This window comes from Paraburkholderia tagetis (assembly GCF_022213065.1).
Classification (GTDB): Bacteria; Pseudomonadota; Gammaproteobacteria; order Burkholderiales; family Burkholderiaceae; genus Paraburkholderia; species Paraburkholderia tagetis.
Map to the genome: position 1 here is coordinate 1 of NZ_JAKLJA010000027.1, position 20,453 is coordinate 20,453.

At 62.9% G+C, this 20,453-nt stretch carries 19 protein-coding genes; 10 read left to right on the forward strand and 9 right to left on the reverse strand.

What is annotated here, in order from left to right; genetic code table 11:
- Positions 1-214: 214 nt before the first annotated feature.
- Both L5014_RS25785 and proP read right to left on the reverse strand, forming a co-directional pair.
- Complete coding sequence (locus L5014_RS25785; RefSeq protein ID WP_238466635.1) at positions 215-838, reverse strand: outer membrane lipoprotein; 624 nt, start codon at positions 836-838, stop codon at positions 215-217.
- A 391-nt stretch (positions 839-1,229) separates the two neighbouring features.
- Entirely contained in the window at positions 1,230-2,699 is a 1,470-nt protein-coding gene (gene proP / locus L5014_RS25790) for a glycine betaine/L-proline transporter ProP (RefSeq protein ID WP_238466636.1), read from the reverse strand.
- Positions 2,700-3,236: 537 nt separating this feature from the next.
- Between proP and L5014_RS25795 the strand changes: the two genes are divergently transcribed.
- Genes L5014_RS25795 through L5014_RS25805 form a run of 3 tightly spaced genes read left to right on the forward strand, consistent with a single transcriptional unit; the run spans position 3,237 to position 5,762 of the window.
- Complete coding sequence (locus tag L5014_RS25795) at positions 3,237-4,010, forward strand: DUF4118 domain-containing protein (RefSeq protein ID WP_238466637.1); 774 nt, start codon at positions 3,237-3,239, stop codon at positions 4,008-4,010.
- A 1-nt stretch (position 4,011) separates the two neighbouring features.
- Positions 4,012-4,941, forward strand: coding sequence for an alpha/beta hydrolase (locus L5014_RS25800; RefSeq protein WP_238466638.1), 930 nt, complete (start codon positions 4,012-4,014; stop codon positions 4,939-4,941).
- Entirely contained in the window at positions 4,938-5,762 is an 825-nt protein-coding gene (locus L5014_RS25805) for a MipA/OmpV family protein (protein WP_420800136.1), read from the forward strand. The genes L5014_RS25800 and L5014_RS25805 overlap by 4 nt, the downstream gene beginning before the upstream one ends.
- Before the next feature lie 57 nt (positions 5,763-5,819).
- Here the strand turns inward: L5014_RS25805 and L5014_RS25810 are convergent, their stop codons facing one another.
- The 5 genes from L5014_RS25810 to mdlC form a co-directional block, all read right to left on the reverse strand.
- Positions 5,820-7,283 carry a benzaldehyde dehydrogenase gene (locus tag L5014_RS25810; RefSeq protein WP_238466639.1) on the reverse strand — a complete coding sequence of 488 codons (1,464 nt, stop codon included), beginning with the start codon at positions 7,281-7,283 and terminating at the stop codon, positions 5,820-5,822.
- Positions 7,284-7,326: 43 nt separating this feature from the next.
- On the reverse strand, positions 7,327-8,673 hold the full coding sequence (locus L5014_RS25815; RefSeq protein ID WP_238466640.1) for an MFS transporter: 1,347 nt from the start codon (positions 8,671-8,673) through the stop codon (positions 7,327-7,329).
- Positions 8,674-8,771: 98 nt separating this feature from the next.
- Positions 8,772-9,851, reverse strand: a complete 1,080-nt coding sequence (locus L5014_RS25820; protein ID WP_238466641.1) for an enolase C-terminal domain-like protein — start codon at positions 9,849-9,851, stop codon at positions 8,772-8,774.
- 13 nt (positions 9,852-9,864) lie between these two features.
- Positions 9,865-11,034: an alpha-hydroxy-acid oxidizing protein gene (locus tag L5014_RS25825; RefSeq protein WP_238466642.1), complete on the reverse strand. Its 1,170-nt coding sequence runs from the start codon at positions 11,032-11,034 to the stop codon at positions 9,865-9,867.
- A 16-nt stretch (positions 11,035-11,050) separates the two neighbouring features.
- Positions 11,051-12,628 (reverse strand): benzoylformate decarboxylase, encoded by a 1,578-nt coding sequence (mdlC, locus tag L5014_RS25830; RefSeq protein WP_238466643.1) that lies wholly within the window; start codon positions 12,626-12,628, stop codon positions 11,051-11,053.
- 105 nt (positions 12,629-12,733) lie between these two features.
- Between mdlC and L5014_RS25835 the strand changes: the two genes are divergently transcribed.
- Together L5014_RS25835 and L5014_RS25840 are read left to right on the forward strand one after the other, a co-directional pair.
- A complete protein-coding gene (locus tag L5014_RS25835; RefSeq protein ID WP_238466644.1) occupies positions 12,734-13,627 on the forward strand; it encodes a LysR family transcriptional regulator in 894 nt (297 codons plus the stop codon).
- Between the two features lie 170 nt (positions 13,628-13,797).
- Positions 13,798-14,151, forward strand: a complete 354-nt coding sequence (locus tag L5014_RS25840) for a hypothetical protein (protein ID WP_238466645.1) — start codon at positions 13,798-13,800, stop codon at positions 14,149-14,151.
- A gap of 273 nt (positions 14,152-14,424) precedes the next feature.
- Here the strand turns inward: L5014_RS25840 and L5014_RS25845 are convergent, their stop codons facing one another.
- Complete coding sequence (locus L5014_RS25845) at positions 14,425-14,775, reverse strand: YgiW/YdeI family stress tolerance OB fold protein (RefSeq protein ID WP_238466646.1); 351 nt, start codon at positions 14,773-14,775, stop codon at positions 14,425-14,427.
- A gap of 185 nt (positions 14,776-14,960) precedes the next feature.
- On the opposite strand from L5014_RS25845, the gene L5014_RS25850 reads away from it, so the two are divergent.
- Genes L5014_RS25850 through L5014_RS25860 form a run of 3 tightly spaced genes read left to right on the forward strand, consistent with a single transcriptional unit; the run spans position 14,961 to position 17,663 of the window.
- Positions 14,961-15,623, forward strand: coding sequence for a response regulator (locus L5014_RS25850; RefSeq protein WP_238466647.1), 663 nt, complete (start codon positions 14,961-14,963; stop codon positions 15,621-15,623).
- Positions 15,620-17,032 (forward strand): ATP-binding protein, encoded by a 1,413-nt coding sequence (locus L5014_RS25855; RefSeq protein ID WP_238466648.1) that lies wholly within the window; start codon positions 15,620-15,622, stop codon positions 17,030-17,032. The genes L5014_RS25850 and L5014_RS25855 overlap by 4 nt, the downstream gene beginning before the upstream one ends.
- 28 nt (positions 17,033-17,060) lie before the next feature.
- On the forward strand, positions 17,061-17,663 hold the full coding sequence (locus tag L5014_RS25860; RefSeq protein ID WP_238466649.1) for a phosphatase PAP2 family protein: 603 nt from the start codon (positions 17,061-17,063) through the stop codon (positions 17,661-17,663).
- Positions 17,664-17,752: 89 nt separating this feature from the next.
- Here the strand turns inward: L5014_RS25860 and L5014_RS25865 are convergent, their stop codons facing one another.
- A complete protein-coding gene (locus L5014_RS25865; RefSeq protein WP_238466650.1) occupies positions 17,753-18,040 on the reverse strand; it encodes an H-NS histone family protein in 288 nt (95 codons plus the stop codon).
- 401 nt (positions 18,041-18,441) lie between these two features.
- Here L5014_RS25865 and L5014_RS25870 point away from each other — a divergent pair, with 401 nt between their 5' ends.
- Both L5014_RS25870 and L5014_RS25875 read left to right on the forward strand, forming a co-directional pair.
- Positions 18,442-19,470: an ABC transporter substrate-binding protein gene (locus L5014_RS25870; protein WP_238466651.1), complete on the forward strand. Its 1,029-nt coding sequence runs from the start codon at positions 18,442-18,444 to the stop codon at positions 19,468-19,470.
- Between the two features lie 131 nt (positions 19,471-19,601).
- The gene (locus L5014_RS25875; RefSeq protein WP_238466652.1) at positions 19,602-20,423 is read left to right on the forward strand and encodes an ABC transporter ATP-binding protein; all 822 of its coding nucleotides are present in this window, start codon (positions 19,602-19,604) and stop codon (positions 20,421-20,423) included.
- Positions 20,424-20,453 lie beyond the last annotated feature (30 nt).

Genomic DNA, 20,453 nt, shown 5'->3' on the forward strand with positions numbered 1-20,453 from the left:
TCGCAAGACACTCGGCTGGCGCACACCAGGCGAAGTGTTTATCGAGAACTGCGCGAAGCAAGGAATTGTGATTGACCCCGCTGTTGCACTTGGAGTTTGAAACCGCCCCTACTTTTCTTTGCGGCTGCAAAGAAAAGTAGGGGCCGCCCCGCACAGGGGCAACGCTGGCAGACCGACACGAAAACAAGGAAACGCGAAAAACCAAAAAACCCCATCAATATCTCGACAACTGGCTGCCATTCACCTGAACGCGCTCACCAGGACGCAGATCCCCCGGCGTCGGCACATTAAAAGAACGCATCGAGCCGTCGCTCAACTGCACATCGATACGATAGCCGACAGGCTGGCCCATCTGCTGGCCGATCTGGTTGCCTGCATAAGCGCCGCCGAGCGCGCCGATGACCGTTGCGGCATCGCGGCCATGACCGCCCCCGAACTGATTGCCCACTACGCCGCCAACCAGTGCGCCCACCACGGTGCCCGCGATGCCCGAGGCGCCCGTGGCGTTGCTGAGCGCGCGAATATTCGTGATCGTGCCGTACTGCGTGCCATATTGGTTGCCATATTGCGAGTCGTACTGCCCGCCGTACTGACCGTTGTTTTGCGTGTCATACGGCTGCTGCGGGACGGGCGCTGCATAGGCGGGTTGCTGCACGGTGCCCTGCTGCACATAGGTGGGCTGGCTATATTGGCTATAGGCCGGCGCCTGGCCCTGGTAGCCTTGTTGCGCGCCGTAAGGCGTATAGCCCTGCGGATAGCCGGGCGCGACGCACGCCGAGAGCGAAAGGCTGGCAGCGGCGGCAAGAGCGACGATCAGGGTGGACTTGGTAGTGAGCATGGGCATCGAGGTGTTGTGTGCTTCGGCGTCGCACAGGGCGTGGCGAGCACGATCAGGAAGCGGATGCGCGGGAGTATAAGGAAAGCCCGCCGGCCCGTCCGCTGCCTGCGAGTAACAACATGTAAAGTCTGTTGCCGGGCGACTGAGGAGGGGGGCGCCGTGAGCCTGCTGCCTTGCGGTGCAGGGCGCGCTGGATGTGCTCGGCGGGCAATCTGGGGTGGTGGCCCCGATTGCCGGAGCCGCAATAGCGGCGAAACGATGGCGTGCGCCGGGTGTGCGCCGGGTGTGTGCCTGGTGTGTGCCTGGTGTGTGCCGGGCGTGCGCCCCGCTGGGCGCAACGCCATCTTGCCGATTGTCTGGACGTGTTTCTACGTGCGATGCGATTTCCGGATCAGGCGCGCTTGCGCACGCCTGATGCACGCCCGGATTCGAATCGAATGTGTTCGACGGTTCCGCGCGTAAGGCGGAGCGCTTCTTCGTCGCTCGCCACGCAGGGTCCGGAGCCCCGCAGCGGTTTGCGGGCCGTTTCTTGCATGGCGAGCACGGACACGATGCCAATGAGCGCGGCACCCATCAGGTAGTACGCCGGCATCATGAGATCGCCGGTGCGCTCGACCAGCCATGCCGCGACGAGAGGCGTCGTGCCGCCGAACAGCGATACCGAAACATTGAAGCCGATGGCCAGTGCGCCGTAGCGGATCCGCGTCGGAAAGAGCGCGGGCAGCGAGGACGGCATCACGCCCGTGAAGGTGGAGAGCAGCGTGCCGAGAATCAGCATGCCGGCGAATACCGGCAGCGGCGCGCCCGTGCGAACCAGCATCAGCGCCGGCACGGAAAGAAACAGCAGACCCGCGCAACCGAACATCATCACCGGCTTGCGGCCGATCTTGTCGGAGAGATGTCCGGCGTAGAGCGTCACCGGCATCATCAGCACCATGACGATCAGCACGAGAAAGAGGCCGTACGATTCGTTGAAATGCAGCGTCGTGGACAAATAGCTCGGCAGATACGAAAGCGCCATGTAATCGGTCACGTTGAAGATCAGCACGAGACCCACGCATTGCAATAGCGCTTTCCACTCGTGCTCGAAGCGCTTCAGGAAGGTTTGCGTGGGGTGCGCGTTGTCGCTGGCTTCGCGTGCCTCGGCTTCTTTTTTGAACGCGGGGGTTTCTTCGAGGCGCAGCCGGATGTACAGACCCACCAGCCCGAGCGGGCCGGCAATGAAGAACGGGACGCGCCAGCCCCACGAGAGCATGGCATGCTGCGACAGCAGTTCGGTGAGCACCGCCACCGTGCCCGCGCCGAGGATATACCCCGCGAGCGTGCCGAATTCGAGGAAGCTGCCCGCAAAGCCGCGGCGGCGGTCCGTCGAAAATTCGGCAATGAAGGTTGCCGCGCCGCCGTATTCGCCGCCCGTCGAAAAGCCCTGAACGAGGCGCGCGACGAGCAGCAAAATGGGCGCGAGAATGCCGATGGATTCGTAGCTCGGAATGAGGCCAATCGAGAATGTGCCGATGGCCATCATGATCATCGTGGCGGCGAGCACACGCTGGCGGCCGATCCGGTCGCCAAGCGGGCCAAAAACCATGCCGCCGATCGGCCGCACGACGAAAGCCGCCGCGAACGTGCCGAACGTCGCGAGCAGTTGTGCGGAAGGGCTGCTCGAAGGGAAGAAGACTTTGCCCAGTGTGACGGCGATGTAGCTGTAGACGCCGAAGTCGAACCACTCCATCGCGTTGCCGAAAGCCATGGCGCCGATGGCACGCTTGAGCAGCGCATTATCAATGACGGTGATGTCGGCGAGGGTAAGGCGCGAGCGCGAAGTTCGACCACCCGAGGTGTTGCTCTGCGAACGATTCAATTGATGTCTCCTGATATTGCACTGCGAGTCCGCTCTAAACGGGGAAGCGTGCGGCCAGGTGTGCCTGGGCGTTGCAGCCGAGCGCGATAGCGGCAGTGGGCGGCAGTGGGCTTTTGGGGCGCCGTAGCGTCATTCGCAAGCGGTGGCAACGGGAGAAACCAGCAGCGGCGCGACACCAGGCGACTTTATTTGTATGCAGTGTATTGACTGGCTCTAGGCCGTTCCATAACTCACACGTCCAAAAGCCGTCCGGAAGCGACACTGCGATTCATCTGACATGATGGCTCGCAGCACGCGCACCCGGCGGATCGTCTCTGACGGCGAAAGCTAAATGTATGTAAAAACCAGTAATATGCGCAGTCACGGAAGGATTCCGTCAATTCTTTGATCGTGCGGCGCCGGCTATCGGCGCTTGGCCCGTCTTCCTGCCCTCATTCCAACGCGATTACGACGCGATTACGACGAGAGCGCCGGCCACCGTTGCCTGCGCCAGCTATTTGCAGCGGCCTGCCCGAGCGCTGGCGCATTGAATCAAACATGAAAGTCCGTAATGCCCGTCACTGGGCACCCCGAGGCCCGCGCCGCTGGTGCCTGGCCGCCGCCGCGCTCGCCTTCGCGAGTGTCATACGCATTGCCCTGCATCCCGTGCTCGGCCCCATGATGCCGGGAACGGCGTTCTGCATCGCCGCTTCGCTGGTCGAATACTATTTGGGCCTCGCGCCCGCCATGACCGTCATGGTGCTCGGGCTCGGCATTGCCGACTATCTGTTCGTGCCGCCCTACGGAAACTTCACGTTCCTCGACGGTCGGGACGTGATCCTGCTGGTGTCCTATCCGTTCGTCACGCTGATTGTGATCACCCTGATCGAGCGCTTGCGGCGCGAACAGTTTCGCGCGCAACTGATCGCGCAAGTGGCCCAGTCGCGCTACGAGATGCTGCTGCGGCACGACAACGAGCGCGTGCTGGCCCGGCGCGCCGTTGACGAGACACATCGCCTGCTGCGCCATCTCGCGCAATACCACGAGGGTTTTATTCTCATCAAGGCGCTCGAGCGCGATGCCGCGCAGCGCGCCAGCGTGGGGCAGAGCACGGCCGCATTGCCTGCGGCCACCGAAGTGGCGCCGGGGCCGCTATTCGATGCGGTGCATCCCGAGGACGTCCAGCGCGTGAGCAAGGCGCTGTGGCCGGGGCAGCATCGGGTCCGTCTGCGGCGCGCGCCGGGCGAGCGCGAATTCCGGCTGACGACGTGCAACTGCGAACGTTTCACCACGCACGCGGGCGATTTTCTCGTGCTGCGCACGGAGAGCTGAAATGGCGACAGTCGAGAGGGAGTCGGCCGCGCGCGAGGCGCCGGCCGCACAGCCCGAGGGTATTTTCAGCGAAGGCGATGGCCACGCGGTCCTGCTGCTGCACGGGCTGTCGAGTTCGCCGATCGAGTTGCGCTACCTCGCGCGCTATCTGCAAAACGAAGGATTCACGGTTCGCGCGCCGCTCATCGAAGGGTATAGCGCCGGCTCGCGCGAGCAGTCCATGGAGCGCTGGGTCGAAGACGCGGTGCGCGAATTCGATGCGCTCGCCGCGCGCTACGAGCGCGTGTCGGTCTGCGGCCTTTCGATAGGCGGCGCGCTCGCGTTGCGGCTCGTGCGCGAGCGGCCCGCCGCGCAGTCGCTGGTGCTGCTTTCGCTCACGCTCGCCTACGATGGCTGGGCGATTCCGTGGTATCGCTTTTTGCTCGACTGGGCTTACTACACGCCGCTGCGCCACCGCTACCGGTACCGCGAAGACGAACCATTCGGCATCCGAAACGAAGCATTGCGCAAGAAAATCGCACGCGCCATGCAGCGCAATGCGTTCAGCGAGGTGGGGCCTTCGACGATCTCGCTGCCCGCGTTGCATCAGGCGCTGCGTCTGTCGCGCGCCGCGCGCAAGGACGTGGCGGAGATCGAGACCGACACGCTCGTGATTCACGCGATCGACGACGAGACGTCGAGCCCGCGCAATCCGCGCTACGTGATCGACCATATCGGCGCGAATTTCCTGCGCACGCTGTGGCTCGACGATTCGTATCACATGATCACCTCGGACAACGAGCGCGAGATCGTTGCGCGCGAAACCACGCAGTTCCTGCGCGAGAGCGAGGTGGCGCGCGGCTCGAACGACGCGTCCAATCAGCCCGTGGTATCGAAGGCGCTCGCGCGGCGTTTGCGCCAACTGGCCGCGGTGGGAAGGAAGAAAGCGTGAAGCCGTTCATATCGACGAAAACACTGGCATGCGCCGCCGCGATGGCGTTCGCGCTGGCGCGGCCCGCATGGGCCGACGATGCGGCGGCACCCGCGCGGAGCGTTGCTGCAAGCGGCGCCGCCGCGCAAACCGAATCGCCCTGGAAGATCATGATCGGGCCCGGCGCGTACTTCGCGCCGCAATATCCGGGTGCGCGGCACATGAAGGTTTATCCGTTTCCAGCGCTGGACATCTCGTACCGCGACCGCATTTTTTCGCAGGGGCCGGACGTGCTGGGCATCAACGTGCTGGCGGCGGAGAACTATCATTTGGGCGCGTCGCTGAGCTTCGACTTCCAGTCGCGCACGGCTTCGGACGATCCGCATCTGCATGGCCTCGGCAATGTCGACGACGGCCCGAAGCTGCGCCTGTTCGCCGATTACACCGTCTGGGCCTTTACCGGCGCGCTGGCCATGTATCAGGACATCAGCCGCAACGGGCAGGGCACGACGGCCAGCGCGGACCTCTACGCATCGTTGCCGCTGCCGGGCTGGCTCTTTTCGGTTGGCCCCGGGCTCACGTGGGCCAACGCCGTTTATACGCGCACGTTGTTCGGCATTTCACGGGCGCAGAGCGCGGCATCCGGGTTGCCGCAGTACGCAACGGGCTCGGGCGTGCGCGATCTGCACGTGACGTTCTATGCGTCGCATGACTTTTCGAAGCACTGGGTGGGCTCCGTGAACGCGACGCTCGGGCGTCTGGAGCACTATGCCGCCGGCAGCCCGATCACCGAGCGCCGCCGCGAACTGACGACGTTTGCGGCGCTCGATTACCGGTTTTAAGGCAAGAGGAAAGCAACGGCCGTCCCGGGTCCGCATTATTGACTCTCCGAAGCCGGTTCAGAACGGATACCGAATCGGTTTGTCCGTCACGCTAACCCATTGCGTTTGCGTGAATTCGTGAGCGTTCGCGGGTCCGCCAAAGCGTCCGCCGTTACCCGATGCGCCCATGCCGCCAAACGGCACATGGAACTCGTTGTTGACCGTCTGATCGTTGATGTGCACCATTCCTGCGCGAATTCGCGAGGACAATGCCAGGCCACGCGATATCGATTGCGTGTGTATCGCGGCGGCCAAACCATAATCCGACGAATTGACAAGTGCGACAGCTTCATCATCGCTATCAAAGACGGTGACAGGCGCCACCGGGCCGAAGATTTCTTCCTGGAACGCCGCCATATCGGGCGAGACACCGGCAAGAACCGTCGGCTCGTAAAAGAGCCCCGTGAAGCGGCCGCCTGCCAGAACGGCCGCGCCGGCCTTGACGCTCGTTTGCACAATGTCGTGAATGCGGTCGCGCTGCTTTTCGTTAATCAGCGGCCCGAGATGCACGTGCTCGTTGAAAGGGTTGCCCACCGCCAGGCTACGTGCGCGTTCGGCGAGCCTTGCCGCGTAGCGCTCGGCGATGGAGCGGTGCACGAGGTGGCGTCCCGTCTGCATGCAGATTTGCCCTTGATGCAGGAACGCGCCCCAGGCGCCACTGGAAGTCGCGGCCTCCACGTCCGCATCGTCCAGCACGACGATAGCGTTGTTCCCGCCAAGTTCCAGCGCGACTTTTTTCAACATGCGTCCGCAGATTTCACCAATCGAGCGCCCGACGCCGGTCGAGCCCGTGAAAGAAATCATGCCCACTTTCGGATGGCGGACGAGCGCGTCGCCTGTCGCGGGACCGCCCGGGATGACGTGCAAAACACCCGCCGGCAGGCCCGCATCTTCGAATACCTTCGCGAGCAGCAGGCCCCCCGCTACCGCGCTCTGAGGGTCGGGTTTCAGGATGACGGCGTTGCCGAGCGCCAGAGCCGGCGCGACCGAGCGCATGCCGAGCAGAAGCGGGAAGTTCCAGGGGGCAATGACGCCAACGACACCGACCGGGACGTGACGGCAGAGGTTCATGCGACCGGGAATCGCCGAGGGATAGAGCGCGCCGTCCGGCTGCATCGGCATTGCGGCAGCCATCTGCAACTGCTCGTATGCGGCATGCAATTCCCACTCGGCCTTGGCACGCGTCGAGCCGCACTCGCGAATGTTCCATTCGTTGATTTCCTCCGCGCGGTCCTTCAAAAGCCGGGCCGCCGCTCGCATGATGGCCGCACGCTGGTCGAACGGCATGTCGGCCCACGCCTGCTGAGCTTGGGTTGCGGACAACGCCGCCTGGTCGATGTCCTCGGGCGAACCAATGCCGATCGTGCCGATTCTTTCGCCCGTCGCCGGTTCGGTGACGTATGCGGTCCCGCCTGCGGCAGCCTGCCAGCCGTTTGAATAGATGCACGCATTCCAGACGTGCGAGTTGCGCATGTTGCTCATATCTGTATCTCCGAATTGCATGACGATGCTCGACTTTCGAATCTCACTCGGCTTGGGGAGCGAGCGCTTGCATGTGGCTCTCGGCCCGCACATGGCGATTTGAAATCAGCAGCACTGCGATTGCCGCGACGATTCCCGGTACGGCGAAGACCAGAAAGCTCAAGCTAACGGCGAACTTCTGGCTGAGCAGATATCCGCCGAGGGCCGGACCCGCCATCGCGCCAAATCGCCCGGCGGCTGCGGCCCAGCCCACGCCGGTTGAACGGATACTTGCCGGATAGAGATGCGCGGCGAACGCATGGGCAATACACAGCGTGCCGATAGTCGTTGCGCCAGCAACCATCAGAAGGATGTTCAAGACAACCGGAGACTGCTTGTAGCCCAACAGCCCGATAGAGACAGCGGCCATCGCGAAGAACAGAATCAACGTAGGCTTGCCGCCGTAACGGTCCGCCAACCAGCCGCTGAACAGCCCGCCAATGACTGCGCCGATATTCAAGGTAATCAGAAATGAAAGGCTCGACCCCAGCGAATAGCCGTTTGCGGCCATCAGCTTCGGCAGCCATGTGTTGAGCCCGTACACCATCAGCATGCACATGCCGAACGCAATCCAGAGCAACAGGGTATCGAACGCCCGGCCATGTGCGAACAGCTCGACGGTGCGAATACGCGGTTGCGAATGCTCGTCACTTGCAGTTGCCAGGCTTGCCGCGCTGCCCTGGAAGTCCGGGGCATATCGGCGCAAGAGCGGTTCCGCTTGCGAGAACCGCTTCTGGGCGATCAGGTAGCTGAGCGACTCCGGCAGCCACTTGTAGAACGCGGGAAAGAACAGTAGCGGAATGCCAGCCACGAGGAAATTGGCGCGCCAACCCCATGCCGGTGTAATCGCCTTGCCAGTCAGCGCGGCGATCACGCCTCCGACCGAGAAGAAGCTCAGCATGATGGTTACCATGACGTTGCGCTTGCTGCCCGGCGACATCTCGGTCACGAGAGCAACGATATTGGGGACCATGGCGCCAAGTCCGACGCCAGTCATGAATCGACAAATCGTGAATTCGGTCGTATTGGTGCAGAAGGCGTTGCCGAAAGCTGCAATGCCGAACAGCACCAGACAGAGGAGAATGATGCGACGGCGGCCGAACCTGTCGGAAGCGCTGCCAAGTGTCAACGCGCCGATCATCATGCCGAAAAGCGCGCTGCTGCCGATGAAGCCTGCCGTGACCGGAGACAGGTTCCAGTCATGCATCAGACGAGGCAGGATTGACCCGTAGATCACGAGGTCGTAACCATCGAAAAGCATCAGCATCGAGCACCAGAACATCACCATCAAATGGCGAGCGTTGAGGTTCGCGCCATACAGCGCATCGCCTGTGGCGGCGTTAGGGGCCATCTTTGTCTCCAGAATGAATGAGATAGATCTCTTTTTATTTTTTAGTAACGCTAAGTGATGGACAGGTACCTTCGAAGAAGTACCGGTATGCCGCCTGTTTAAACCAGGAATCGGCTCACTTGATCTTCGCGCCAACGGATTCCTGCGCCGGGCTCTTCGCCGAAATGGGCTTCTCCGTCTTTGAATTGCAGAACCGGCTCAAGAACAGGGCCGGCCAGATCCATCCGTTCGAGCCAGTGCGCGCTCGGCGTGACGGCGAGCAGATGCGCGCTGAACTCCTGGAAGATATGACTCGACATTGGAAGGCTGTGCTGCTCCGCGAGCGCGCTCGCTTTCATCCAGCCGGTCACGCCGCCAATCTTCATGAGGTCCGGCATGCAGAGGTCACACGCGTGGCTCTCGATGGCCTTTTGCATGTCTTCCGGGCCGAACCAGTTCTCGCCCATCTGCACGGGAGTCTTCAAGGCTTCGCGAATCGCGGCGTGGCCGACGTAGTCGTGCTGCAGCGTCGGCTCTTCAATCCAGGCCACGCCTTCAGCGTCCAGGGCGCGGCCGCGGCGCCTGGCTTCGGGAACCGACAAACCCTGGTTGTAATCGACCATGAGCTGAACCGATTCGCCCGTCACTTGCTTGATCGCTCGCACGACTTTCAGGTCGTGCTCGAGGGTCGCGTAGCCGATTTTTGTCTTGACGGCTTTGAAGCCGGCATCGACAGCGTTTTGCGCCCGCTTCGTGCCCAGTTCGACATCGTCCATGCTGTGGCTGTCATAGGCAGGAAGAGGGCGCGCTTTACCCCCCAGAAGCTCGACGAGCGGCACCTGATGTGCTTTGGCCTTCGCATCCCACACTGCCATGTCGATACCGGCGGTTGCCATGCGAACCAACCCCGTGTTTCCAATTAACCGAAAGCGCGCGCTCATGGCCCGGTCGATATCATGCGGCGACAGTGGCATCCCTTTCGCCACGGCTTCGAGTGCTTCCACCATGTGTTGGGTCGGTTTGAGCGCCAACGGCGTATAGGTGAAGACGTAGGCGTGGCCCGTTACGTTCGCGTTGGTGAAAAGGTCGATCAGCACGAGCGGCGATGTTGCGACAACGCCGACCGCCGTTTTCACGGGGTATTCGAGAGGCACATTGACCGCTCGCGCTCGCAGTCCGGTAATTCTGATTGCTTCCATGACGGTCACCTTGTTATGCAGACTCTGAGACGGGGTTCAAGTCATCAACATGGCGATGACCACGATTCCAGATGAAATCCCGATTGAGCTGGCTCGCGGACGGGCAGCCGATTTGGGCGAGCGTCGTGTCGATTTCACTTTTGAGTAGCGCGAGCACGGCATCGACGCCTGCTTCTCCGCGCGCTGCGAGACCGTAGAGCGTTGCTCGACCCAGAAGCACGGCACGCGCGCCTAATGCAACGGCCTTGACAACGTCAGAACCGCGGCGAATTCCGCTATCGATGAATACGGGGGCGCTTACGCTCGCGGCGGTGGCTTCCAGTACTTCGAGCGGCGCGACCGCGCTATCGAGCTGGCGGCCGCCATGATTGGAGAGAATTACGCCATCCGCGCCGAGTGCGAGGCAGCGCCGGGCATCGTCTGCGCGACTGATTCCCTTTATCAGCAGCGTGTGAGGCCACAGGTCGCGGAGCCATTTCAGGTCGTCCCATGAGAAGCTCGCGTCCATTTGCCGGCTCATCAATGCGGCCTGCAATTCGGTATCCTGCACGTCTTGACTCGCGAAGTTCGCCAGTTGCGGCATGCCTTCCCGGACGAGGTCGAGAGACCAGCGGGGATGCAGCATGCCATCGACCATCGTCTTGACGGAATAACGCATCGGCAAGCCGAAACCGTTTCTCAGGTCCCGCTCACGTTTGCCGTTCACACTGACATCCGTGGTCAGGATCAGGGTGGTATAACCGGCGCTCAACGCGCGCTTGACCAGCAACTCCGCCAGCTTTCTGTGCACCACATAAAGCTGAAACCAAAGCTCGCCGGTTGCGATCTTCGCAACTTCCTCAATCGAGGAAGTCGACGCGGTAGACAAGGCAAACGGGATGCCGAAGTTTCCCGCTGCGCGGGCGAGCGCATGATCGCCTTTAGGCCAAAGAATTCCGTTCAGTCCCGTCGGGCCAATCACCAGCGGTGCGGTCAGCTTTTTTCCAAAGACACTGACTTGTGTACTGCGATTGCTGACGTCCACCAGCCGACGCGGCTGAAACCGGACTTCCCTGAAGACGTCCCGATTATGACGAAGACCGATTTCGTCCTCGGCGCCGCCTTCGAGGTAATCGAAGACCATTCTGGGAAGCCGCGCCTTTGCGCAAGCGCGGTAGTCGGCAACGTTCACGAGCTTTTTCATTGATTCTCCCCGTGGCTCAAGCCCGAGTCTCGACCTCGATAAGCACCGGCTTATTTCCCGCGAGCGCCTGGCGCAGCGCCGAGGCCAACGTTTCGCCGGAGTTTGCGTGCAACGCCTCGACGCCGTAACCGCGTGCCAGTGCGCAAAAATCCAGTCCGGGAACATCGAGGCCGGGGACATTCTCCGCTTGCAGCACGCCTGCGAACCAGCGCAGCGCACCGTATGTGCCGTTCTTCATGATGATGAAGACGGCCGGAATATTGTAGTGAGCGGCAGTCCACAACGCCTGGATGCCGTAATTCGCAGAGCCGTCGCCAATCACGCCAATGACGCGACGCTCGGGCTTTGCGAGCTGGATGCCCACGGCAGCGGGAAGCGCAAAGCCGAGACCGCCGGCGGCGGCAAAGTAATAGCTCCCCGGTTCGGTCATACGCAGCCGTTGCCACATGAGATGTGTCGTGGAGGTCGACTCGTTCACATAGATTGCGTTGCGCGGCGCCATTTCGTCGATGATGTCGAACACGCGCTCCGGAGCAAGCGGCCCCGCTTCGTTTGGCGCCGGTTCCGGCCGACGCATGGCATCAGGCATCGGACGGGCCGTCTTTGAAACTGCGTTACCCAGCGCTTCGAGCGTGGAGGCAATGTCGGCAACAATGGCGTCGCCCATTGGCGCGCGCGTTGCCTCGTTGATGTCACAGGTGATGGCGATGAGGCGGGTGCCCCGTGGCAGGAATTCGCCGGGCTCGTACTGGTGATACCGGAACACAGGCGCACCCACGACCAGCACCAGGTCGTGCCCCTCGAGTAGCCGGCTGATGCTGGCGATCCCTGCGGGCAGCAGCCCTCGGAAGCAAGGGTGCGTGGTCGGGAACGCGCAACGCGGTGCCGATGGAGCCATCCACACGGGCATCGCCAGCTTTTCCGCGAGTGCTGCGGCGAGGCCATTGGCCTCGCTCGCATCGACGTCGGGGCCGACCACCATGACGGGGTTGGCTGCCCCATCGAGTTCGCGGGCGAGCGACTCGAGCGCGGCGGCGGACGGCAGTCCCGCGACACTGACGCGTCGTCCAGCAAGGTGGTCGACACCCGAGGCCGCCTCTTGTTGCCAATCATCGTAGGGAACCGAGAGATAAACCGGGCCCTTGGCCCCCGAGCCCGCCGTATGAATCGCGCGGCTCAGCGCCAACGGCACCTCCTGGGCGCAAGTCGGTTCCGCGCTGCATTTGACGAGCGGACGAGGCAACGTTGCGGCGTCGACGTTGGCGAGCAGCGCTTCGACGCCGACCATCGCACGCACCTGCTGACCTGCCGTCACAACGAGCGGCGTGTGGGAATTCCATGCATTGGCCAGCGCGCCCATGGCATTCCCGGTGCCCGCCGCCGAATGCAGATTGACGAGCGTCGGGTGCCCGGTCGCTTGCGCGAAGCCGTCGGCCATTCCCACCACGGCGCCCTCGTGCAGGCCGAGGATGTATCGAAAGTCGCCGGGGAAGTCCTTCAGGAACGGCAGTTCGTTCGAGCCCGGATTGCCGAAAAATGTTGTCAATCCCTGATTGCGAAGGATTTCATAACAGGCGTGGTGGATTGTCTTCATGGCGTCGATTCCTTTCTGTACGCACATGCTATGAGTCAGCGAAAAATAAGGCCAATCATCGTTTTTTTGCTCTTAAAATAGATGCGATCTATATAAGGGTTAACGATGAGCACCGACCTGAATCTGATCCGAACGTTCGTAGCAATCTATGAAACGCGAAGCGTCAGCGGGGCGGCAAAGCGGCTTAACATCACGCAGCCATCGGTCAGCTATTCGTTGACGCGATTGAGGGACCTTCTGCACGATCCGCTCTTCACCCGCACCCGCGATGGAATGGTGCCTACCTTCAATGCAACGCAGCTATTCAATTCATTCAAGGGCGCATTGGAGAACATAGAGGCGGCGATAGCGGCAACCCGGCAGTTCGACCCGACACGCTCGGAGCGCTCGTTCAGGCTCGCGCTCTCCGACCTCGGCGAGCTGCATTTCCTGCCGGTCCTCGTGCGCGAGTTGCAGTCTGTCGCGCCTTCGGTCGGCCTTGAAATTGTCCAGATCGACAGCGGGCTTATTGCCGAGTGGCTGCAAACGGGTCACGTAGACGCAGCCGTGGGCAATTTGCAATTCGTGGGCGGGCAAACCAGGAAGGCGATGCTTTTTAGCGAGAGCTATTCGTGCTTGCTTAGCGCGTCACATCCGGGTATTGGCGACACCTTGAGTCTGGAGGATTATGTGGCCGCCAATCACGTTGTTGTTGCACCGTTCACCGGCCACCATCTCGTCGAGGACGCAATGAGCGAGATGGGATTGAGCCGCAAGATCGTGCTGCGCGTGCCGCACTTCACGAGTCTCTTTTCGGCAATCGCTTCAACCGATCTCGTCCTCACGCTTCCAACACGTATTGCGCGTGCCTTCGCGAGCGATGGGCGCATGCGGGTGCTGCCGCTGCCGTTTCCGCTGCCACCGTTCGAGGTGAACCTGTACTGGTATCCCCATGCCGAGGATTCGGCCGCGCAGCAATGGTTCTGCGAAACGATAAAGCGGACTTTGAGTCAGATTTGAGCAACGGCTGTGCCGGCAAAGCAGCGCCGCCGTCATGCAATCAGGCCCTGGCTGGTTCGATTTGAATCCGTCCCGAAACAGCTTTTACAGACGATTACATATCTGACGCATCCGGGCGATAACGGCGCTCATACAATCCAGCCATCGAACAGAATTTTGTGGAGAAGAAGATGGCAAAAATTCGAGCAATCGTTGCGGTATCCGCCTTTCTGGTGGCTTGCGCAAGCGCGCCGGCATTCGCGCACGGCGGTGGTGGCGGTAATGGCGGCGGCGGCAATGGCGGCGTGGGCGGCGGAATGGGCGGCGGCCACGCCGGCGGGTTGGCGGGCGGCATGTCGGGTGGCCATATGAGCAGCGAGGGCATGACCAACACCAATGGCCACCTCTCCGCGGATCGCGACACGGGCCATCAGCGCGCCGCCGATCGCGCGAGCATGCATTCGGTATCGCATGCCAGCAAAGCGGGCAAGCGAGGCAAGCGCGGGGAGCATGGCGAACACGTCGCCATCGGCCAACCGATCTGATGTGGGTCTGATGCGGGTCTGACGTGAATGCACGGCCGAAGCCGCGCGCCATCGAAGGCGCACGGCTTCGCACACGCTCCCGTGCAGGTTTTCCGCTCAAGGAAGTGGCGCGGCCCCTTCCTTTCATCGCGCGAGTAGACGCTGAAAGCGCTGGCTTCAGCAACCACGCGTCATCGTGCTATTCGTTCCGAACCACACCATATCGATGCAACGGCGCATGCGCCCGGCATCGCAATCAATCTGCATTCCTGATGGAATGCGCGCCGCCCGGCATTACTGCACGACCCGAACGTCCTGGACCTTGACCTTCGGCATGCCGAAGAGCTCCTTGTCGTATTTGCCGGTCAGCTCGACCGTGCTCGTCTCGCTCACCGGTTGCCCCGACGGCCAGCGCTTCTGGTCGATCTTGACCAGAATTTCGCCGGAGCCGTCGCTGAACGTGTATTTTTCGTCACCCATCGCTTTCAGCACATGACCGCGCAGCACGACGCGCTGGTCGTCCTTGCCCCCATTGGTCAACTGCTGGACCGTCGTGGCCGCGGGTTGCGCGCCCGGGCCCGTGTACTGGGCATGCGCGGCTGCAGCGAACGTGGCGACCAGGCCGGCGATAATGAGCTTTTTCATCGGTTCTCCTTGTGGAAACGAGCGGCTCGAAGGCCGCGACAGGAGCAAGTCTACGGACCCGATGCTGAAGCCCGAGTGAAGCGGGGGCAGAGACGCCGGGCGTCGCGTTAATGCTCCGTTAACCTGCGGGAAGGTAAGCTCGTGGGCCTTGTCGGGAACCGCCCGCAACAGGAGATGACGACAGGATGCGAATACTGCTGGTTGAGGACGATCCGCTGATCGGCAATGGGCTGCGCATCGGCCTGCGCCGCGAGGGCTTTGCCGTGGACTGGGTGCAGGACGGCGATGCCGGCGCGCTGGCGCTGCGCACCACGGCCTATGGGCTCGTGCTGCTCGATCTGGGCTTGCCGAACCAGGACGGCATGACGCTGCTCGCCGCATTGCGGCGGCGCGACGATCCTACGCCCGTGATCGTCATTACCGCGCGCGACAGCGTGCCGGACCGGGTCGCGGGACTCGACGGCGGCGCCGACGACTATCTCGTCAAGCCGTTCGCGCTGGAGGAACTGCTCGCGCGCATTCGCGTCGTGAGCCGCCGCCAGGCCGGGCGTGCCCAGGCCATGCTGACGGTGGGCGCTTTGCGGCTGGACCCGGCCCGGCATCGCTGCTGGCTGCACGATCAGGAGATCTCGATCACGGCGCGCGAATTCGCGCTGCTCGAAGAGCTGATGCGCGACCCGGGCGCCATCGTCACGCGCGAGCAGCTCGAAGAGCGTCTCTACGGCTGGAACGAGGAAATCGAGAGCAACGCCATCCAGGTGCACGTCTACAACCTGCGCCGCAAGCTGGGCGCCGATGCCATCCGCAATGTGCGCGGCGTGGGCTACGGAATCGGGAAGATCGAATGAGCACATTGCCCTCGCGGTCCGCGCGGTGGTTCATGTCGTCGCTGCGCCGGCGTCTGTTGCTGTGGCTATTGCCGGCCACGCTGCTCGCCGGCGTGCTGGCGAGCGCGGCGACCTGGTGGGGCTCGCTCGCCGAGATCGACGAAATCCTCAACGACCAGATGAAGACGATTGCGCGGCACGTCGTGGTCGATGCCGATGGCCGGCTTTCGCTCACCGGCACCGACCGCAAGGGCCGGCTCTCGGGCCGCCAGTCGCACGGCGTGCTGCTCCAGGTATGGGAGGACCGCAAGCTCGTGTTCAGCAGCGACCCGGACGCCACGTTGCCGCCGCCGCAAGGCCCGGGCTATGCCGATGTGAGCATCAACGGCCAGGTCTGGCACACCTATGTGAGCACGAGCGGCGACATGCTGGTGCGCGTGGCCCAGGCGCGCCTCGCGCGCTGGGAGGCGCTGGCCGAAGTCTCCATGCATCTGTTCTGGCCGGTGCTCTCGCTGGTGCCGGTGGTCGCGCTCTTGCTGTGGTTCGGGATCGGCTATGGATTGAGGCCGCTGCGCCAGGTGGCCTCGGGGCTCAAGCGCCGCGACGCGAACAACATGCAGACAATTGAAACGTCGCGGATGCCTAACGAAGTCAAGCCGCTCGTGGACGCCCTCAACGACCTTCTCGTGCGGCTCGATCACGCATTTACGCTGCAGAAGCATTTTATCGCGGACGCCGCGCACGAATTGCGCACGCCGATCATGGGGCTTGGTTTGCAGGCCGAACTATTGCCGAAGGCGGAGAGCGCGCAGGAGCACGACGAGATCGTCGCGCAGATCCGCTCGGGCTCGGAGCGGCTCACGCACCTCGTCGCGCAGTTGCTCACGCTCGCGCGGCTTGACCCGGATACCGGCCGTGACGCGCGGCAGGACGTGGATCTGACCGCGCTTGCGCGCTCCGTGGTCGCCGACCGCGTCCGCCTGGCCGAGGCGAATCAGATCGATCTCGGGCTGGCGAGCGAGCAGGCGGTGAGCGTCGATGGTTACGGCGAGAACCTGCGTGTCCTGCTCAACAACCTGGTCGACAACGCGATCCGCTACGCTGGCGCGCACGCGCGCGTCGACGTCGTCGTGCGGCAGGAGGGGCCGTGCCCGGTGCTCGAAGTCAGCGACAACGGCCCGGGGATTCCCGAGGCGGATCGCGCGCGCGTCTGGGAGCGCTTCTATCGGGGCAGCGGACATGCCGCCCAGGCGGTGTCGGGCAGCGGGCTCGGGCTGTCGATTGTGCGGCGCATCGCCGAGCAGCATCAGGCGAGCGTCACGCTCGATAGCGGTCCCGATGGCCGCGGCCTCATCGTCCGCGTACGCTTTCCGTCACGGCAGCCGCTCGCGCTTCCCGGCACCGAAACGCGTGCTTGCCCATCAACCTGAACTTGAATTTGACTGACCCGACTCTGCAATGGAAACACTCGAAGCATTGAATCATTCGCTCTTTCTCGCGATCAACGGCACGCCGGCAACGCCGCGCTGGCTCATCGACACGGCGCTTTTCATCGCGAACGACTTGATCCTGCTGGTGCCGCTGGCGCTGGTGCTGATGTGGCTTTCCGGGGATGAGCGGCAGCGCGCCGTCGCCATGCGCGCGTGCGTGGTCACGCTGGTGGCGCTGGGTGTCGGCCAGGTGATTGGCCACTTCTGGCCGCATCCGCGCCCATTCGTGATCGGGCTCGGGCACACCTTCTTCGCGCATGCACCCGACCCGTCGTTTCCGAGCGATCACGGGACCGTGTGCTCGGCGTTCGTGCTCACGCTGTTGCTGGGCGGCATGGTGCGGACCGGCCTGATTGCGCTGGTCCTGGGCGTCGCGATCGCGTGGTCCCGAGTCTTTCTCGGCGTGCACTTTCCGTTCGACATGATCGGCGCATTCGTCGTTTCGTGTCTGGTGTACGCCGTGGTCGCGCCGGTCTGGAACGCGTGTGGCGCAGCCCTCACGCAATACGCCGTCACGCTATACCGCGCATTGCTCGCGGGCCTCATCCGCAACGGCTGGCTGCGCCCCTGAGCGGACGCGCCTGCGCAAGCCACCGTGCGCGGGCGCGGTGGCCACTCTATGGGTAATCAGCGGCTAGTCAGTGGCTAGTCAGTGGCTAGTCAGTGGCTAATCAGGAATTTCGTGCGGTCCGGCTCGTCCTTGATCCAGTTCGGCGGCTTGCCGCGCCCCGACCATTCGCTGCCGGTTACCGGATCGCGGTACTTCGGCGGCACCTTGTTCGCCTTCGCCGCCGGCGCGGGACCGCGGATTTCGTCGAGCGTAATCCTGTGGAGCTTCATCTTGCGGACGATCTCCTCGAGCACGTTCACGCGTTCTTCCTTGAACGCCTCCTGAAGTTGCGCTTCGAGCTCTTCGCGCTGGGCGACCAATTCTTTGTAGCTGGACATCGGTGAAGGGCGGTTGAGGGTAATGCGCGTATTTTAACGCGGGTGGGCGCGCGATCGTGCAGCCTGCCGCTTCCCGGCATTACGCCGTGACGGGTTAATCGCCGCGCGTGTGAGACTGCCGCGCCGGCGAGCAATACGACTGATCAATACCGGCACGGTATCGACATCGGGCGGCAATGCGCGCGCGGCTCCTGTTCTTTATTTCTATAATATTTCAAATAAATTTCAAAAACATTTCTGTGGGGCTGAGGCGATCCTCCGCCTGTTCCGCGTTTCATGGAAATCCCCCATATTTCGGCGCCTCGCGCGAAAGCATCGAGAAGGGTTCCGCTAGCTAGAATTCCGCCATTCATCGAGGCAAGCGGTATCGTGCCGCCGGCCCAAAATAATGGAGACATTCGATGCAACACACTTCTCGCGCCTTGCGCCGTCGTGCGCCTGCCATGGCGATTGCCTGCGGTCTGCTGTTCGGCGCGGCGCTGCAAAGCGCGCACGCCGCCGACGCGCCGGGCAAGATCACCATCATGGTGGGCGGGATCACGAAGCTGATCTATCTGCCCGCGAAGCTCACCGAGCAACTCGGCTACTTCAAGGACGAAGGGCTCGACGTGGAACTGCTCTCGCAGCCGGCCGGCGTCGACGCCGAGAACGAGCTGCTGGCGGGCGCCGTGCAAGGCGTGGTGGGTTTCTACGATCACACCATCGATTTGCAGACGAAGGGCAAGGACGTCAAGGCGATTGCCGTGTTCGGCCAGGTGCCGGGCGAAGTGGAGATGGTGTCGACGAAGTCCGCGGACACGCTCAAGTCCATGGGCGACGTCAAGGGCAAGACGCTCGGCGTGACCGGCCTCGGCTCGTCCACGAGCTTTCTCACGCAATATCTCGCAGGCCAGCACGGCGTGACGTCGACCGAATACACGATGCTGCCCGTCGGTGCCGATGCGAGCTTCATCGCGGCGGTCAAGCAGAGCCGCATCGATGCGGGCATGACGACGGAGCCGACCGTCTCGCGCCTCCTGCAAACCGGCGACGCCAAGGTGCTGGTGGACATGCGCACCGTGGACGGCACGCGCGCGGCGCTCGGCGGCACCTATCCGGCGGCGAGCCTCTACGTGCAGGACGCGTGGGCGGACTCGCACAAGGCCGAGGCCGCGAAACTCGCGCATGCCTTCGCGCGCACGATGCAGTACATCCACACGCATAGCGCCGAGGACATCGCAGCGAAGATGCCCGCCGATTACCAGAAGGACAAGGCGCTCTACGTTACCGCGCTCAAGGCGTCGCTGCCCATGTACACGGCGGACGCCAAGATGCCCGCCGATGGTCCCGCCACCGTGCTGAAGGTGCTCGCGGCGTTCAATCCGTCGGTGAAGGGCAAGCACGTCGATCTGGCCAAAACGTATACGAACGAGTTCGTTACCGCGAAATAACTGCGTTGCCGTGTTGCGATGCCGTTGCGGCCAAGGCGGTCCCTCCAGATCGCCTCGCCGCCGCTTTCTTGTGTTTTATGGCTTCGGCGCCGGCTTTTTTCAGGCGCCGAAACAATCGTGAGATGTCCTTGATGAAGCAAGCTCCAGTTCAAGCAGGCGCGCGAACTCCCGCGCAAGCCGCCATGCCGGCCATCGAATTCCGCTCGGTGTCGTGCCGCTTTATCGCGCCGGACGGCAAGGCCACTGTGGCGCTGCGCGATTTCAACATGGCCGTCGCGCAGGGCGAATTCGTCGCCATCGTCGGCCCCACGGGCTGCGGCAAGTCCACCACGCTCAGCATGATCACGGGCCTGCTCAAGCCCACCACGGGCGAAGTGCGCGTGATGGGCGCGCCTGTGAACGGCATCGATCCGCGCATCGGCTTCGTGTTCCAGGCCGATGCGGTGTTTCCGTGGCGCTCGGTGCTCGACAACGTGGCGGCTGGCCCGCTGTTTCGTGGCCGCTCGAAATCGGCCGCCTATGACGAGGCGAACGAATGGCTGCGCCGCGTGGGCCTCGACAAGTTCGGCAAGCACTATCCGCATCAGCTTTCGGGCGGCATGCGCAAGCGCGTGGCGCTCGCGCAGACCTTCATCAACAAGCCTGAAATCCTGCTGATGGACGAGCCGTTCTCGGCGCTCGACATGCAAACGCGCACGCTGATGCAGGACGAGCTGCTGCAATTGTGGGGCGGCACAGGGTCGGTGGTGTTCGTCACGCACGACCTCGAAGAAGCGATTGCGCTCGCCGACCGCGTATTCGTGCTCACGGCACGGCCCGCGACGCTCAAGAAGGTTTATGAAATCGACCTGCCGCGCCCGCGCATCACGTCGGAAATCCGCTACGAACCGCGCTTTATCGAAATCTCCCGTGACATCTGGCACGACCTGCGCGAAGAGGTGCAAATTGCCTGAAACGCTCGAACTCCGGAAACCGCCCATGAC

What these genes read in the sequence shown, in the direction of transcription:
- L5014_RS25785 (WP_238466635.1), bottom strand. Translation starts at nt 838, where the DNA reads ATGCTCACTACCAAGTCCACCCTGATCGTCGCTCTTGCCGCCGCTGCC.
- L5014_RS25795 (WP_238466637.1), top strand. Translation starts at nt 3,237, where the DNA reads ATGAAAGTCCGTAATGCCCGTCACTGGGCACCCCGAGGCCCGCGCCGC.
- L5014_RS25800 (WP_238466638.1), top strand. Translation starts at nt 4,012, where the DNA reads ATGGCGACAGTCGAGAGGGAGTCGGCCGCGCGCGAGGCGCCGGCCGCA.
- L5014_RS25810 (WP_238466639.1), bottom strand. Translation starts at nt 7,283, where the DNA reads ATGAGCAACATGCGCAACTCGCACGTCTGGAATGCGTGCATCTATTCA.
- L5014_RS25815 (WP_238466640.1), bottom strand. Translation starts at nt 8,673, where the DNA reads ATGGCCCCTAACGCCGCCACAGGCGATGCGCTGTATGGCGCGAACCTC.
- L5014_RS25820 (WP_238466641.1), bottom strand. Translation starts at nt 9,851, where the DNA reads ATGGAAGCAATCAGAATTACCGGACTGCGAGCGCGAGCGGTCAATGTG.
- L5014_RS25825 (WP_238466642.1), bottom strand. Translation starts at nt 11,034, where the DNA reads ATGAAAAAGCTCGTGAACGTTGCCGACTACCGCGCTTGCGCAAAGGCG.
- mdlC (WP_238466643.1), bottom strand. Translation starts at nt 12,628, where the DNA reads ATGAAGACAATCCACCACGCCTGTTATGAAATCCTTCGCAATCAGGGA.
- L5014_RS25835 (WP_238466644.1), top strand. Translation starts at nt 12,734, where the DNA reads ATGAGCACCGACCTGAATCTGATCCGAACGTTCGTAGCAATCTATGAA.
- L5014_RS25840 (WP_238466645.1), top strand. Translation starts at nt 13,798, where the DNA reads ATGGCAAAAATTCGAGCAATCGTTGCGGTATCCGCCTTTCTGGTGGCT.
- L5014_RS25845 (WP_238466646.1), bottom strand. Translation starts at nt 14,775, where the DNA reads ATGAAAAAGCTCATTATCGCCGGCCTGGTCGCCACGTTCGCTGCAGCC.
- L5014_RS25850 (WP_238466647.1), top strand. Translation starts at nt 14,961, where the DNA reads ATGCGAATACTGCTGGTTGAGGACGATCCGCTGATCGGCAATGGGCTG.
- L5014_RS25855 (WP_238466648.1), top strand. Translation starts at nt 15,620, where the DNA reads ATGAGCACATTGCCCTCGCGGTCCGCGCGGTGGTTCATGTCGTCGCTG.
- L5014_RS25860 (WP_238466649.1), top strand. Translation starts at nt 17,061, where the DNA reads ATGGAAACACTCGAAGCATTGAATCATTCGCTCTTTCTCGCGATCAAC.
- L5014_RS25865 (WP_238466650.1), bottom strand. Translation starts at nt 18,040, where the DNA reads ATGTCCAGCTACAAAGAATTGGTCGCCCAGCGCGAAGAGCTCGAAGCG.
- L5014_RS25870 (WP_238466651.1), top strand. Translation starts at nt 18,442, where the DNA reads ATGCAACACACTTCTCGCGCCTTGCGCCGTCGTGCGCCTGCCATGGCG.
- L5014_RS25875 (WP_238466652.1), top strand. Translation starts at nt 19,602, where the DNA reads ATGAAGCAAGCTCCAGTTCAAGCAGGCGCGCGAACTCCCGCGCAAGCC.